This window comes from Amycolatopsis sp. NPDC051106 (genome assembly GCF_040682775.1).
Taxonomy (GTDB): Bacteria; Actinomycetota; Actinomycetes; order Mycobacteriales; family Pseudonocardiaceae; genus Amycolatopsis.
Map to the genome: position 1 here is coordinate 1 of NZ_JBFBBQ010000104.1, position 14,524 is coordinate 14,524.

Below are 14,524 nucleotides of genomic sequence, written 5' to 3' on the forward strand. Positions count from 1 at the left end.
GGCAACCTCATTCTGAGTCACCGCGTGCTCAAGACTGGACCTTAACCGCACATCGTGCGGCGCCACCAACCCTGACACTGAGACTCATTCAAGACGTCGCCCCCGGGCGCGAGCCAGTCTCGGGCGCCCGCGAACCGGCGCCGGCGGTCAGGTGACCGGCGCGATCGTCTCCCCCGCTACCGGTGGGCACGTCAGCAACCGGTGCGGCGAAGGCTCGCCCGTCCCCGGCGCGACCAGCGACGCCAACAGCCGCACCGCCGCCCGGCCCAGTGCCCTCCGCGGTACCTCGAACCCGCTGACCACCGGCCCCTCCACCCCCGCCGGGGGCCGCCCCAGGACGGCCAGCGAGACGTCGTCCGGTACCGAAACCTCCGCCGCGCGCAGCCCCTGCCAGATCGCCTGGAACACCGCGCCCGTGTCGGTCTCCTCCACCACCAGCGCCGTCACGCCGTCGTCGAGCCACCGGGTGATCGCCGCCGCGTCGAGGTCCGATCCGTCCGTGCGGACCACCGCGACCGACAGCCCCGCGTCGGCCGCGGCCGACCGCACTCCGCGCTCGCGGTCGCCCGACGACGGTGCGTCGTCCGGCTCGCGCAGGTACCGCACGCGCCGGTGGCCCGCCCGCGCGAGCCGCGTGATCACCTCCGCCGACGCCGACACGTAATCCGCGCCCACGTGCGGGATGCGGCCGCCCAGTTCCGTGCGGCGTCCGATGTGGACGATCGGGAACCCGGCGGCCAGCAGGTCGGCGATCGCGTCCACCGGGACGTGCCGGCCGAGGAACAGGCAGCCGTCGGCGAGCCGGGTGCGGCGGATCCGGTCCGGCGCCGCGCTGGACGCCGTGAACATGATCAGGTCCTTGCCGAGCGCCGCCGCCTCCGCTTCGACGCCGACCAGGATCGGGTAGTACACGTCGGCGATGTCCGGGAAAGCCGGGGTGAACGTGTACACCCCGAGCAGGTTGTTGTTCGCGGCCGCCAGCCGTGAAGACACCGGGTCGGGCACGTACCCCAGCCGCTCGGCCGCCTCCAGCACCCGCAGCCGCGTGCGTTCCGAGAGCCGGACTCCGGTGCGGTTGCCGCCCAGCACCACCGACACCGTCGCCTGCGAAACCCCGGCCACGCGGGCGATGTCGGCCTGCCGGACCCTGCCCATCGCCACCTCGCTCGGAGTCAGCCGATCCGGTTCAGCGTGCAAGCCGCCCCGAGCCCGGTCAATCGTTTTGCCCGAAACTCCAGCAAACCTGTCCCGACCGTACTAATACGTATTACTCCCTTGACCGCGCCAACGGACGCGTGGCACCGTCGCCGCATCGGAGACCTCGAAGGAGCGGTCATGACCCTCACCCGACGCGGCCTGCTGGCCGGCGCCGCCGCGCTCGGCGCGGGCGCGATGATCCCGGCCGCCGCCACCGCCGCGCCCGCCGGCTTCCCGGACTACCGGTACCAGCGGCTCGCCCTCGTCAAGAGCAAGCTGCGCTACAACCCGACCGGCGAGCTGATCTTCCCCTGCGTCCGCGGCACGAAGGGCCGCATTCCGAACGCGCTCGGCGCGTACTACCTCTACTACGCGCCGCACGACGCGCCGGGCGGGATCTGCCTGGCCTACGCGAACTCCCTCGACGAGGAGTTCACCGAGTACGCGGGCAACCCGATCATCAAGAACTCCTGGCCCGGCGAGTACTCCGTCAGCCACGTCTCCTCGCCGCACGCCCTGTGGAACGACGACGTCAACCGGATCTACCTCTACTTCCACGGCGAAAACACCGTCACGCGCCTCGCCAGCTCCGCCGACGGTATCCACTTCACCTACGAGAAGGAGGTCCTGTCCACGCGCCTCCAGCCCGCCGGCACGACCGAGACGTCCTACGCGCGCGTGTTCCGCCAGGACCTCCCGGCGAAGAACGCCCGCTACGTCATGGTGTTCATGCTCAACAACACGACGAACCACCGCGACATCGGCTGGGGCTGGTCACCCGACGCGCTGAACTGGACGTTCTCGCAGACCCCGCTCGTGCGCCACACCGACGTCGGCGCGAACGACATCGGCGGCCCGCACCTGCTGTACCGCAACAACAGCACGTACGTCGTCTACAACACCGACATCGCGCACGGCGGGAGGCTGATGATCACCGAGGTCGGCAACGACTTTTCGAAGCGCACCCACCTCGGCGTCTTCCACACGCCGCTCGCCGGCGCCCCGGACAACGGCCGGTCGGCGGCGCCCAGCTTCGGCACCTACCAGGGCCGCGAATACATGATCTACGAGGCCGGGGAACGGCTCGCCGGGAACATCGCCATCGCCCGCGCGGTCTGAACCGGGTGGCAGGATGCGGCCATGCGCTCCCTGCCCCTCGACGGCGTCACGGTCGTGTCCTGCGAACAGGCGGTCGCCGCGCCGCTGGCCACCCGGCACCTGGCCGACCTCGGCGCCCGGGTGCTCAAGATCGAGCGGCCGGGCAGTGGCGACTTCGCCCGCGCGTACGACGAGACCGTGCACGGCCAGTCCAGCCACTTCGTGTGGCTGAACCGGTCCAAGGAGAGCGTCACCCTCGACCTCAAGAGCGACGCGGCGGCGCCGGTCATGGCCGCGCTGCTGGACCGGGCCAACGTGTTCGTGCAGAACTTCGCGCCCGGCGTCGCGGAGCGGCTGGGCCTCGGAGCAGCCGAGCTGCGCGCCACGCGGCCGCGGCTGATCACGTGCTCGGTGTCGGGTTACGGCTCGAGCGGGCCGTACCGCGACGCGAAGGCGTACGACCTGCTCATCCAGTCCGAAGCCGGCCTGGTCTCGGTGACGGGATCCGAGACCGAGCCGGCCAAGAGCGGCATCCCGGCGGCGGACATCGGCGCCGGGATGTACGCGTTCTCCGGCATCCTCTCCGCGCTCTACGACCGCGAGCGCACCGGGCAGGGCACCGAGCTGGCGGTCAGCCTCTTCGACTCCCTCGTCGAGTGGATGGGGTTCCCGCTCTACTACGCCGGCTACGGCGGCACGCCCCCGCCGCGCACCGGCACGAGCCACCCGGCGATCGCGCCCTACGGCACCTTCGCCGCCGGCGACGGGACCGAGCTGGTGCTGGCGGTGCAGAACGACCGGGAGTGGGCGGCGTTCTGCGAGCACGCCGCCGAGCGGCCGGAGTGGGTCACCGACGAGCGGTTCGCCACCGGCAGCGCCCGCGTCACCCATCGCGCGGCCCTGGAGCGTGAGATCGACGCGATCTTCGCGAAGCTGACGGGCGCCGAACTGGAGGAGCGGCTGCGCCAGGGCCGGATCGCGCACGCGCGCCGCCGCGAGCTGCCCGACGTCCTGGCCCACCCGCAGCTGACGGAACGCGATCGCTTCGCGGACGTCTCGACGCCCGGTGGGCCGATCCGGGCCACGCTGCCGCCGATCACGGTGCCCGGCCGGGAGCCGCGGATGGATCCGGTACCGGCCCTGGGCGAGCACACCGACGCGGTGCTGGCGGAGTTCGGCTTCGACGCGGAAGCGTTGCGGCGTCAAGGCGTCGTGTAACCCAGGATCCGCCGGGCGCGGTCCAGCACCGGCTTGTCCACCATCCGCCCGTCCACAGTGGACGCCGACTCTCCCGCCGTGAGCACGCTTCGGGCCCATTCCCGCTCGGCGGCCGTCGGCGCGAAGCCCGCGCGGACCGGCGCGATCTGGCGCGGGTGGACGCACAGCTTGCCGCCGAACCCCATGCGGCGCGCGTAGCGGACGTCGGCCTCGAGCGCTTCGTCGTCGCGCAGGTCCGTGGTGACGCCGTCCACCGGCGGCGCCAGCCCCGCGGCCGCCGAGGCGAACACCAGCCGCGAGCGCGCGTAGGCGAACGGCTCGCGGTCCTCGGGCGCGACGCCGAGCTCGGCGGCCAGGTCGACGCTGCCGAACGCCAGGCGCGTCACCGACGGGACGGCGGCCAGCTCCCCGGCGCGTTCGACGCCCCGCGCGGTCTCGACGAGGGCCACGACCTCGCGGAACCCGGCGAGCACTTCGGGCGCCTCGGCCTTCGGCACGACCACGGGGACACCTCGGGAAGTCACCAGGGCGGCGTCGGCGGCGAACCAGGGCGTGCCCGGGGCGTTGATCCGGACGGCGGCTTCGTTGTCCTGGAGCCAGGTTTCGACGTGGGCGCGCGCGGAGTCCTTGTCTCCCGGGGCGACGGCGTCTTCGAGGTCCAGGATCACGACGTCGGCGCCACTGGCCACGGCCTTGCCGAAGCGGTCGGGACGGTCGCCGGGCACGAACAGGAACGTGGTCGCGGGCACGGCCTCAGCGTAATGCTCTGATGAAGGTGTTCCTGACGGGCGGCTCCGGGTACGTCGGGCCGTCCGACGGTCGAGGCGCTCCGGCAGCACGGTCACGAGGTGAGCGCTCTGGCGCGCAGCGACGCTCCGGCGCGGGTGCTCACCGGCCTGGGCGCGACCCCGGTCTCCGGCGAGCTGACCGACACGGAGGTCCTGCGCGAGGCCGCCGCGGCGGCCGACGGGGTGATCCACCTCGGCCAGCACTACGGCGACGGCGGGCGTCGTCGACGAGGAGGCGCCGCAGAATCCACCGGCGATCACGGCATGGCGCCGGGCGAACGAGGAACGCGTGCTGTCCCACGGCGGGCACCCGGTGCTCGTCATGCCGGGCCAGGTCTACGGCCTCGGCGGCGGGCTCATCGAAACGCTCTTCCGCGCACCGGTGCCCCTGATCGGGGACGGCGCCACTGGGCACTCGTCCACGCTTTCGACATCGCCGAGCTGCACGCGCTCGCCCTCCGGGCGCCGGCGAAGTCGGTGTACGCCGGGGTGAGCGGGCAGAACGTGCCGCTCGCGGACATCGTCTCAGTGCTCGCGGCCGGGGGTCCGATCACTCGTCTCACCCTCGCCGAGGCCGTGGCGCGGATGGGCCCGATCGCGGAGGCGTTCGCGCTGGACCAGCAGCTGACGCCGGCCCGGGCGCAGCGCGAGCTGGGCTGGACGCCCCGGCACCTGGACGCACTGAGGGAGCTGCGCGGGTAAGGGCTCGGGCCGGCGCGGACGGCGTGATCACCCGATGCCGCGGCGGTCCCCTCAGGACGAACGTGGGGTTCCTCGGAGGACTAGGTGAGGAACGACATGCGAGGCGACTGGATCTACGACTGGGTACGGGTGGAGATGGAATACCGTGCGGGACCGCCGCCGGTCCACCGCAGGCGCGAGGTACGGCCGGCGCCGCGCCATTGGGCGGCACTGTGGGCGGGGTTGTTCGCGGGACACCGGGCCGAGGTGAGGCACGAGAGCCCCGCGGCAGGCTGCTGAAAGCCACCTCGCCGGGACCCGGCCAAAGCGCAACAACCCCAGGGCCGGTCGGCGCTGCTCCCCAACGTCTTGAATGAGTCATTCAGGTCGTCCGAAGACCTGAATGACTCATTCAAGACCATCCGGCACCGCAACCCCGGCGACCGACCGCGCTCAGAGGTCGAGCAGTCCGCTGCGAGCGCGCTCGAGGTGGTCCCGCATCTCGGCCTCCGCGCTCGCCGGATCGCCCGAAGCGATCGCCGTCAGCAGCCGCCGGTGTTCCGCCGCCAGCTCGGCCGGGTCCGGGTACGACCCCCGCAACCGGGCCAGGCACAGCTGCATCTCCTCCTGCAGCGGCGGGTAGATTCTGCTCAGCCGGACACTGCCCGCCGCGTCGACGAGGGCCAGGTGGAACGCCGTGTGCGCCTCCACCCGCTCGCTCCAGCCCGCCCCCGGCGGCAGCGCTTCCAGCGCCGACAACGCTGCCCACACGCCGTCCAGGGAACGCCCGGCGACCAGCCGCACCGCCGTCAGCTCCAACGGCAGCCGCACCGTGAACAGGTCCCGGACGTCGGCGGACGTCATGACCGGCACCCGCAACGATCGGCCGTCGGACCGCTCCACCAGGTGCCGCGCGACCAGTTCCTGCAACGCCGACCGCACCGTCGGGCGCGCCACCCCGAACGTCGTCGCCAGGCCCTGCTCCGTCAGCGGCGACCCCGGCGCGAGCGAGCCGCTGAGGATCTGGCGGCGCACCTCCGCCACCAGCGCGTCGCGGGTGTTCGTCGTCTGCAGCACCATCAGGACGCGTGCACCCGCTCCACCGTCTCGACCAGGCCGTCCAGACCGGGCAGCACCGCGTCGGCGATCGAGGGGTCGCTCGGGTCTGCGTGCCGGTTGATCCAGACCCGCCGGATGTCGAGCGCCTGCGCCGGCACCATGTCGTGGAAGTGGCTCTGCGCGATGTGGACCCAATTCTCGCGCGAAGCGCCGAAGGACGAAGCGAACCGCGTGAAGTGCGCGTGCCCGGGCTTGTACGAACCGACGTCCTCGGCGGTGACGGTCGCGTCGACCGGCACGACGAGCCGCCGCTGGGTCTCGCCGATCAGGTCGCGGTCGCAGTTCGTCAGCAACGCGATCCGCCAGCCCGCTTCGCGCAACGCCGTGAGCGCCGGGCGGACGTCGGGGAACACCGGCCAGTACGGCAGCCCGGTCCCGAGCACGGACGCGTCGTCGGGCACCAGTTCGACGGCGGCTTCGGCCGCGGTCCGCCGCAGCGACTCCGCGAGCACCTCCCGGTACCGCCGCACCGGCTGCTCGGCCTGCACCTGCGGTTCGATCCGGTTGTAGACCTCCAGCAGCTCCGCACCCCGGCCCGGGAACAGCAGCTCGATCCCGGTGGCGATGCCGTGACGCCAGTCCACCAGGGTGCCGAAACAGTCGAACGTCGCCCAGCGAGTCATACCGTCAGTCTGATATACGGTTATACCGAAAGCAAGATCTCCGCGAACGAGAAGACGAGCGGCGACCGCCGCGCGGCGACCCACGCCAGGCACACCTCGTTCGGCGGCAGGTCCTCGACCGGCCGCAGCGCCACCGCCGAGGCCAGCAGTTGACGGCCCGCCTCGGTCAGCGAAGTGGACCGCTTGTCCCGCACGAACAGCTGAGCGCGCAGCTCATCTTCGAGCGCCCGGATCTGCCGCGAGAGCACCGGCTATGCAGCCGCGCGGCGGCGCGGCCGAGGTGCAGTACCGCAGCTTGCGCAGATCGACGTCCACTCGATCCTCCCTGAGACCTCCAGGGTATTACCCGTGCACCGGCGGCTTCAGCTGATCCGGCAGGCGGAGTTCAGCCGGCGAACCGGCCCACCGCCACGAACGCCGCCAGCACCAGCAGCACGACGTTCATCGGCAGCGCCTTGGTCTCCTTGCGCCGTGCGTGCACGATGATCGCACCGATCTGGATCACCGCCAGTCCGGTGGCGGCCAGCGGGGTGAGCACCGGCGCGATGTCGAGGGCCTGCGGCAGGATCAGCCCGATCGCGCCGAGGATCTCCACGGCGCCGATCCCCTTCACCGCCGCCGCGGAGAAGTCCGCCGTCCACCCCATGTTGGGGTTCTCCAGCAGCTTCTCCCGCGGCGTGGCGAGCTTCATTCCCCCGGCGAAGACGTACAGAGCTGCCTGAAAACCCGCAGCGATCCACAGGGCGATGTCCACAGTCACTCCCGGTCCGGAAAGGTGGCCGAACACCACCTCGATTTCCGGAGGTTACTCCTCAACTTGGCTGGACCGTGACCGACTGTCCCGGCCGCAGGGTGATCGTGCGGCGCCAGCCACCGGCGCGCACCTCGGTCCGGGTCCCGCCGACGCTCCGGACCACCGCCCGCGTCACCTTCCCGTCGCGCCAGGACAGGTCGACCTCGAACCCGCCGCGCGCGCCGATGCCGGTCACGCGGCCGGACCGGGCCCACGCCGAGGGCAGTGCGGGCAGCAGTTCCAGGACGCCCGGCCGCGAGTAGACGAGCATCTCCACCATCGCCGCCGGCGCGCCGAGGTTCGCGTCGATCTGGAAGATCGTGTAGCTGCCCTGGCTGTACATGTCGAAGAAGTTCGGCGCGGTGCCGTTCCCGTTGGCCACCGACGGCCGCAGGACCGTGAGCAGAAGCTGGTATGCCTTGTCGGCGTCCTTCAGCCGGGCCCAGCACGCCGAGCGCCACGCGCACGCCCAGCCGAAGCTGTCCATCCCGCGGGCGATCAGCAGCTCACGCACGCCGGCCAGCAGTTCGGGCGGCGAGGTGTCCGCGGCGATCCGGTCGCCGGGGAAGAAGCCGATCAGCGGGGACAGGTGCCGGTGCGTGGTCTCGCCGAGGTTGTCCGGCGACATCCACTCTTCGAGCCAGCCGGTCGTGGGGCTCACCTTCGGCAGGTAGAGCTTCTTCTGCAGCCCGGCGATCCGGTCGCCGTACGCGCGATCCCGGCCCAGGACGGCGACGGCTTCGCGGTAGTGCTCGAACAGGTCCCAGACGATCTCTTGCGAGTAGGTGTTCCCGCGCGTGTCCTGCGGGCCGTGCTCGGGCGACCAGTCGTGGTCGTCGACGAGCACCTCGCGGCCGTCGACCGTCATCGGGACCAGCCGCGCCTCCCAGAACTCGGCCGCCCCCTTGAGCAGCGGGTAGATCCGCGCGAGGTACGCCTTGTCCTGGGTGAACGCGTAGTGGTCCCACAGCGAGTTGCACAGCCACGCGTTGCCGGCGGGGTGCCACCACCAGCCGGAGCCGCCGTAGATGTTGGTCGAGAACGCGACCGCCCAGCCGCCGATCTTGCCGCTGGTGTTCCGGAACCGGTTGCGCGGGTCGTTGAACAGCCGTTTCGTGCTGTCCGTCCACACGGGAAGCTGCGCGAGGCAGTAGTCGGCCAGGGCAGTGAAGCTCCCGGGCAGGGCCGCGCGGTCGGCCAGCCAGTAGTTCATCTGGACGTTGATGTCGGTGTGGTAGTCGCTCATCCAGTCCGGCGTGTTGTTGTTCTGCCACAACCCCTGCAGGCCCATCGGCAGCCCGTCGCGCGAGCCGGTGATAGTCAGGTACCGCCCGAACTGCAGGTAGCTCGCCTCCAGCTCGGGGTCGGGCGTGGCCGGGTCGTCGTGGCGGGCCAGCAACCGCGACCACGAGTCCAGGGCCCGCTTCGCCGGCGGCGACTGTCCCAGGTCGACGGTCATCCGGTCGTAGAGCCGCCGGTAGTCGTCGACGTGCGTGCCCAGCAGCGCCCCTCCCCCGGCACGCAGGGCCTTCGACGCCTTCTGCTTCGCCAGCGCCAGGGGGTCGAGCGACGCGTCGAGGTACTTCCGGGCCGCGTCGGGTACGTAGTTCGTCCCGCCGCTGAGCACGATGACGACTTCGCGGCTCCCGCTGAAAGTCACACCCCCGGCGGCCGTGCACGCGTACTTCAGGCCGTTGTCGAAGGTGCCGGTGAACGCCGCCGGGCCCGACATCGTCTCGCCGCGCGTCGGTTCCAGCGAGACCGACCCGGTGACGGGCCCGCCGCTGAGCCGGATCACCACGACGTCGTCGGGGTGGCTCGCGAAGTACTCGCGCCGGTACCGCACCCCCTGGTGCCGGTAGGTGATCACGACCAGGCCGTTGCTGAGGTCGAGCGTGCGGCGGTAGTCCGTCACGCCGGTGTGCGCGGGCACCGAGATCCGCACCTTCGCCAGCAGGCCGAGGGTGCCGAACTTCTCGCGCTCGTACGGGAACTGGCCGTCGTCCTCGAGGACCTGGTTGGCGCCGCCGGTCCACAGTGACGCGTCGGCCAGGTACAGGAAGTCGGCGGCCGGGTCACCGCCGACCAGGGCACCGATCCGACCATTGCCGATCGGCAGGCCCTGCTCGATGATCTTGTCCTCGGCCGCGGGAGCCGGGTACCACAGCGTCGTCGCCCGGCCGTCGGGAACGAGCTCCGCGTCCACTGGACGAACGACGTCTGCGTTTGCTGTGAAAGGAGGAACGCCGCTGAGGGCGACTCCGGCGCCGACCGCGCCACCGAGCTTGAGGAAGGTGCGACGAGAGGGAGGGTTCGACATGTCGGATCCGTTCGGCGTTGACGGCGGGGACCGGCGTGCAGCCCGCCAAACATATGACCTATCCGGATCCGGGGTCAAGATTCTTCGGAATTATTCCGAATACATCCGCGTGGTCAGCGCTTCCGGTAGCGCAGCAGACCCGCGTCGGCCTGCCCGGCCAGGTACTGCCCGAAGGTGATCGTGCCGTCGAGGTGCCCGGGTGCCAGGTGACCGCCGCTCGCGTAGGCCCGGAACGTCTCGCCGGGCACGCTCACCGGCACGATCCGCCGCCGCCGTCCGCTCGCCTCGGCGACCGCCTGGGCCAGCTCGGCCGCGGCGAGGATCTCGGGACCGCCGAAGTCGGGCACCCGCCCGGCCGGATCGCCCAGCGCCAGGTCCGCGAGCCGCCCGGCGACGTCCCGGACGTCCACCGGCTGGAACGAAAGCCGCGGAACGGGCAGCACCGGCAGCCGGGACGCGCCGGCGAACAGCGTCCGGACCAGGGCGTGGAACTGCGTGGCCCGCTGGATCGTGTACGGCAGCCCGGAGGAGGCGAGGAACTCCTCCGTTTCGAGCTTCGCCCGGTAGTACCCGAGCGGGACGCGGTCGACGCCGACGATCGAGACGTAGACCAGGTGCGGGACGCCGGCCCAGCGCGCCGCTTCGACCAGCGTGCGCGCGAAGTCGGTCTCCCGGCCGAAGAAGTCGGTGGCGCAGTGGACGACGACGTCCACCCCGGCCACCGCGCTGTCGACGCCCCGCCCGGTCCGCAGGTCACCCGGGACGACGTCCGGACCCGCCCGGCGGCTGAGCACGCGGACCTCCTCCCCCGCCGCGCGCAGCCGTTCGACGACCACGCTGCCGAGCTGTCCGGTACCACCGGTGACCAGGATTCGCACGAGCCCGCCTCCCGCTCTGAAGCCGTCAAGGCCACCTTACGGGCGACAGACACCCGCGAGGTGGCCTTGACGGCTTTCGTCGGTCAGCTGCGGTTGATCGTGAACGTGGACGTCGTGTTGCGGATGTCCTGGTCGTTGTCGCTCAGCGTCAGCCCCGTGAAGGTCGCCGAGCCGACGGCCGGGCCCTGACCCGGTTCCGGCAGCTCGTTGGCCCAGATGCCGATCCCCGACTTGGCGTCGAACGCGTCACCGCTGCGGTGCGCGCCGGTGATCGACACGTTCGTCAGCACGGTGTCCTCGACCGGGTGCTCCGGACCGCCGTTGTACTTGGTCTGGAACATGATCCCGCTGTAGGTCGGGCTCTGGATGTCCACATCGGACACGCGGATGCCGCGGAACTCCTTGGACGCGGAGAACAGCCAGATCGCCGGGAACGTCTGCTGGCCCCAGAAGTGACCACCGTCCCGGACGAGCGAGGCGTTCTGGACCGTCGTCGGCTGCGGCCCGAACCCGAGGAACGGGTAGCCGAAGTCGAGCGAGCTGATCGTGATCGCCGAATAGGTCAGCGTGTCCGCGATGTAGAGGTTCCGGAAGGTGTTGTTGTACCCGCCGTAGACCGCCAGCCCGGCCGCGCGCCACGGAGTGAGCGAGGTCAGGTTCTCGAACACGTTGTCGTACTGGTTGCCCGGGTTGAGGTCCGTGGCGGCGAACAGCGCGAAGCTGTCGTCCCCGGTGGACCGGGCCTCGATGTTGGTGACGTGGTTGCCGGTGCTCCCGTTCGTGAGGTTGACGCCGTCGGCGAAGGTGTCGCGGATCCGGGAGTTCTTGATCGTGGTGTTGTCCACGTTGGTGCCCCACACCATCACCACCTGGTGCTCCACCCAGATGTTGTCGATCGTCAGGTTGGCGACGTTCGTCAGGTTGAACACCTTGCCGGGGCCGTCGATGCGGGAGGTGTAGTTCCCGAACACCGCGAACCCGCTGAAGGTCGAGCCGTTGGCGCTCGACTGCACGTCGATGCCGATGTCGGTGTTCTCCTGACCTGACGGCGCGGAGAACTTCGTGAACCACGGCCCGGCGCCGGTGACCGTCACGGCCTTGCCGTAGACGTTCAGCTTGCTCGACAGCGGGTAGTTCCCGGCCGGCAGGTAGACCCCGGTGAGGGTGGCGTCCTGCCGGACCTTGTCGAGCGCGCTCTGCACGTCCTGCTGCGTGAACCCGGTGGGCACCGCGAAGTGCGCCGGGTCCGGGTTGGCGGTCGCGGTGGCCTGCTCGAAGTTCACGAAGTCGATCGCGTAGTTCGTGCTGTTGGCCGCGTCCTTCTGCAGCTTGATCTTGTGCCCGGCGGGCACGGTCGTGCCGAGCATCGCACTGGCCTCGTCGTAGATGTGGCGCGGCCCGGCGCCCGGCGAGTTGCCCGGGCCGGTTTCGGCGCCGTAGAGCCACGCGTAGTGCGAGGTCAGGTCGATGGCCTTGAGGAACGTGCCGTCGACGTAGACGTTCAGCGTCGAGTTCTGCCCGCCACCGCCCGCGGAGTCCGGGATGGAGAACCGCGTGACCAGGGTGTTGGTCGACGCGCGGGTCGTGAACTCCACCGACGAGCCGGTCGAGTTCAGCGTCACGGCCTTGCGGCCCGACGCCTCGCCCGCGAGGTCGCCGATCGTGCGGTTCGGGCCGACCACGGACGCGCCGCCCGCGACGACGCCGTCTTCGGCCTCGTACATGTCGTAGGGCATGTTCGCGCCCCGGCCGACGAACAGCGCCTGACTGCTGGTGTTGTTGGCCTGCTTGACCGGCAGCTCGTTCGCGTCGTTCGCGACGACCGTCTTGACCGTGTAGCGGCCGTTGGCGGCGGTCCAGGTGCCGACGGTCACCGGCGCCGCGGTGGCCCCGGCGGCGATGGCGCCCGTGTACGTCCCGCTCAGCGTCTTGACGACGGTGCCGTTCTGGTCGGCGATCGTCACCGTGACGCCGTGGGCGCCACCCGCGCTCGCCACGGTGCCCTGGTTGCGCAGGGTCGTGGTGAACGTGACCGTGTTGCCCGCGGACGGGTTGTTCGGCGACCACGCGGTGGCCGCGACGAGGTCGGAGCTCGGCACCGGGCTGACGACCAGCGCCGTCGAACCGGTGTAGGAGTTGTTGGCTTCGTTCTGCTCGAGGACGGCGTTGGCTTCGTCGACCTTCGCGGTCAGCTGGTAGCTGCCCGCGTCCCGGGTGCCGATGTTCGCCGACACCGTCGCCGACGCGCCGGCGGCGAGCGCGCCGACGTTCGCGGTGCCGACCTTGGTCGTGCCGAGGTAGAGGTTCACGTTCGTGGCGCCCGAGGCCGCCGTCCCGGCGTTGCGGACGGTCGCCGACGCGGTGATCGCGTCGGTCTCGACGGGGTTCTGCGGCGACCAGGACACACCCGAGATCGTCAGGTCGGGGTTCGGCGCGGGAACGCCGAAGACCTGGAACTCCGCGGCCTGCCCGCCGCCGGCGCCGGAGTTGGCCGTGACGCGCAGGCGGACGTCGGCGGCGCGGCCGCTCAGCGGGATCGTCACGGTGTTCCCGGACGACGGGCTGAAGCTGTAGGTCTGCGCGGCCGACAGCGTGGTGAACGCGCTCGAAGCCTGGTCACGGCCTTCGACCGCGATCGTCTGGGTCCGCGGGCCCCACGAGGCGTCGGGGTTGAGCTTCACGACGACCTGGTTCAGGTCGGCGTTCGCACCGAGCGCGACGGTCAGCAGGTTCGGGTAGGTCCCGCCGCCGCCCTCCCAGTACGTGCTGGTCGAGTTGTCGTTGGCGTTGGCCGCGACGAAGGTGAACTCCGTCGACGACGCCGTGATCGGCTTGCCCGGCGCCAGGTTCGTGCCGGCCTGGGTGCCGGTGCGGGTCACGGTGTTGCTGTTCCCCGACTGGTTTCCCGCGGCGTCCTTCGCGCGGACGTAATAGGCGACGGTCGTACCGTCCGGCTGGCTGTCGGTGTAGGTCAGGACGGTTCCGGCGACGCTGCCGCGGAGCTGGCCGTTGGCGTAGACGTCGTAGCCGGCGATCCCGGTGTTGTCGGTCGAGGCCGACCAGGTGAGCCGGATCTGGCCGCTCGCCGGCTGCGTGTAGGCGAGGTTGCCGGGCGCGGACGGCGGCTGCGTGTCCCCGCCGGCCGGGCCGTGCACCTCGAACTCCGCCAGCTGCGCGGCGGGCCAGCCGGTGTTGGCCGTGACGTTCAGCCGGACGTACCGGGAGTTCCCGGTGACGTCCACGGTCACGGTGTTGCCGGTGGCGGGGTCGAACCGGTAGCCCGCCGACGGCTTCAGGTCGCTGAAGCCGGTGCCGTTCGTGCTGCCCTGCACGCTGAACGTCTCGGTGCGGGCCTCCCAGCCGGCCGGCAGCTTGAGCACGAGCTGGGTGACGTTCGTGGCCGCGCCGAGGTCGGCCTGGACCCACTGCGGGAACTGGTTGTTGGTGCTCTCCCAGTAGGTGGCCTGGTTCCCGTCGCCGACGTTCGACACGGGGTAGCCGGCGACCTGGCTGCTCGCGGTGTAGGTCGCGGCGGCGGCTTGGGCGGCGGGCTGGACGGCCGGCGTGGCCGCGAGAACGGCCGGGGCGCCGCTCGCGGCCACGGCGGGTGCGGCGAGGAGGAGGGACAGGGCGGCGTAGGTCGCCGCGCGCGACAGAAGTCGCTTCGTTCTCATGGGTTTCCTCTGATCCGGGGAGGGAGGGGAGACGACTCGAGCTCGCACGTCCCGTGGGCGGCAGGACGGCGGAAACCGGGGGAACGGGGACACGCGGGCAGGTCCGGGGGCGCGCGCGGGCAGCACGGGACAGCC

12 protein-coding genes are annotated in these 14,524 nt (G+C 71.3%); 3 read left to right on the plus strand and 9 right to left on the minus strand.

Annotation, left to right across the window (positions count from 1 at the left end):
- Positions 1–147: 147 nt before the first annotated feature.
- Positions 148–1,155 (minus strand): LacI family DNA-binding transcriptional regulator, encoded by a 1,008-nt coding sequence (locus tag AB0M83_RS41945; RefSeq protein ID WP_364526350.1) that lies wholly within the window; start codon positions 1,153–1,155, stop codon positions 148–150.
- 180 nt (positions 1,156–1,335) lie between these two features.
- Here AB0M83_RS41945 and AB0M83_RS41950 point away from each other — a divergent pair, with 180 nt between their 5' ends.
- Both AB0M83_RS41950 and AB0M83_RS41955 read left to right on the plus strand, forming a co-directional pair.
- Complete coding sequence (locus AB0M83_RS41950; protein ID WP_364526352.1) at positions 1,336–2,316, plus strand: hypothetical protein; 981 nt, start codon at positions 1,336–1,338, stop codon at positions 2,314–2,316.
- Positions 2,317–2,337: 21 nt separating this feature from the next.
- Positions 2,338–3,513, plus strand: a complete 1,176-nt coding sequence (locus AB0M83_RS41955) for a CaiB/BaiF CoA-transferase family protein (RefSeq protein WP_364526354.1) — start codon at positions 2,338–2,340, stop codon at positions 3,511–3,513.
- On the opposite strand, the gene AB0M83_RS41960 is transcribed toward AB0M83_RS41955, so the two are convergent.
- Positions 3,498–4,262: a CoA ester lyase gene (locus AB0M83_RS41960; protein WP_364526356.1), complete on the minus strand. Its 765-nt coding sequence runs from the start codon at positions 4,260–4,262 to the stop codon at positions 3,498–3,500. The genes AB0M83_RS41955 and AB0M83_RS41960 overlap by 16 nt on opposite strands.
- A 99-nt stretch (positions 4,263–4,361) precedes the next feature.
- On the opposite strand from AB0M83_RS41960, the gene AB0M83_RS41965 reads away from it, so the two are divergent.
- Complete coding sequence (locus AB0M83_RS41965; RefSeq protein ID WP_364526358.1) at positions 4,362–5,003, plus strand: hypothetical protein; 642 nt, start codon at positions 4,362–4,364, stop codon at positions 5,001–5,003.
- 432 nt (positions 5,004–5,435) lie between these two features.
- Here the strand turns inward: AB0M83_RS41965 and AB0M83_RS41970 are convergent, their stop codons facing one another.
- From AB0M83_RS41970 to AB0M83_RS42000, 7 genes are all read right to left on the minus strand, one after another.
- Complete coding sequence (locus tag AB0M83_RS41970; RefSeq protein ID WP_364526359.1) at positions 5,436–6,062, minus strand: GntR family transcriptional regulator; 627 nt, start codon at positions 6,060–6,062, stop codon at positions 5,436–5,438.
- Complete coding sequence (locus tag AB0M83_RS41975; RefSeq protein ID WP_364526361.1) at positions 6,062–6,724, minus strand: HAD family hydrolase; 663 nt, start codon at positions 6,722–6,724, stop codon at positions 6,062–6,064. Before AB0M83_RS41975 ends, AB0M83_RS41970 begins: the two co-directional genes overlap by 1 nt.
- Before the next feature lie 20 nt (positions 6,725–6,744).
- Positions 6,745–6,972: a LysR family transcriptional regulator gene (locus AB0M83_RS41980; RefSeq protein ID WP_364526363.1), complete on the minus strand. Its 228-nt coding sequence runs from the start codon at positions 6,970–6,972 to the stop codon at positions 6,745–6,747.
- 137 nt (positions 6,973–7,109) lie between these two features.
- Positions 7,110–7,478: a DoxX family protein gene (locus AB0M83_RS41985; RefSeq protein WP_364526365.1), complete on the minus strand. Its 369-nt coding sequence runs from the start codon at positions 7,476–7,478 to the stop codon at positions 7,110–7,112.
- A gap of 58 nt (positions 7,479–7,536) precedes the next feature.
- Positions 7,537–9,837, minus strand: a complete 2,301-nt coding sequence (locus AB0M83_RS41990) for a glycoside hydrolase N-terminal domain-containing protein (protein WP_364526367.1) — start codon at positions 9,835–9,837, stop codon at positions 7,537–7,539.
- Positions 9,838–9,950: 113 nt separating this feature from the next.
- On the minus strand, positions 9,951–10,715 hold the full coding sequence (locus AB0M83_RS41995) for an NAD(P)H-binding protein (protein ID WP_364526369.1): 765 nt from the start codon (positions 10,713–10,715) through the stop codon (positions 9,951–9,953).
- An 83-nt stretch (positions 10,716–10,798) separates the two neighbouring features.
- Positions 10,799–14,389: a discoidin domain-containing protein gene (locus tag AB0M83_RS42000; protein ID WP_364526371.1), complete on the minus strand. Its 3,591-nt coding sequence runs from the start codon at positions 14,387–14,389 to the stop codon at positions 10,799–10,801.
- Between the last annotated feature and the right edge of the window lie 135 nt (positions 14,390–14,524).

Excerpts from the sequence above, each read along its gene's own strand:
- AB0M83_RS41945 (WP_364526350.1), bottom strand. The coding sequence starts at position 1,155 with ATGGGCAGGGTCCGGCAGGCCGACATCGCCCGCGTGGCCGGGGTTTCG.
- AB0M83_RS41950 (WP_364526352.1), top strand. The coding sequence starts at position 1,336 with ATGACCCTCACCCGACGCGGCCTGCTGGCCGGCGCCGCCGCGCTCGGC.
- AB0M83_RS41955 (WP_364526354.1), top strand. The coding sequence starts at position 2,338 with ATGCGCTCCCTGCCCCTCGACGGCGTCACGGTCGTGTCCTGCGAACAG.
- AB0M83_RS41970 (WP_364526359.1), bottom strand. The coding sequence starts at position 6,062 with ATGGTGCTGCAGACGACGAACACCCGCGACGCGCTGGTGGCGGAGGTG.
- AB0M83_RS41975 (WP_364526361.1), bottom strand. The coding sequence starts at position 6,724 with ATGACTCGCTGGGCGACGTTCGACTGTTTCGGCACCCTGGTGGACTGG.
- AB0M83_RS41990 (WP_364526367.1), bottom strand. The coding sequence starts at position 9,837 with ATGTCGAACCCTCCCTCTCGTCGCACCTTCCTCAAGCTCGGTGGCGCG.
- AB0M83_RS42000 (WP_364526371.1), bottom strand. The coding sequence starts at position 14,389 with ATGAGAACGAAGCGACTTCTGTCGCGCGCGGCGACCTACGCCGCCCTG.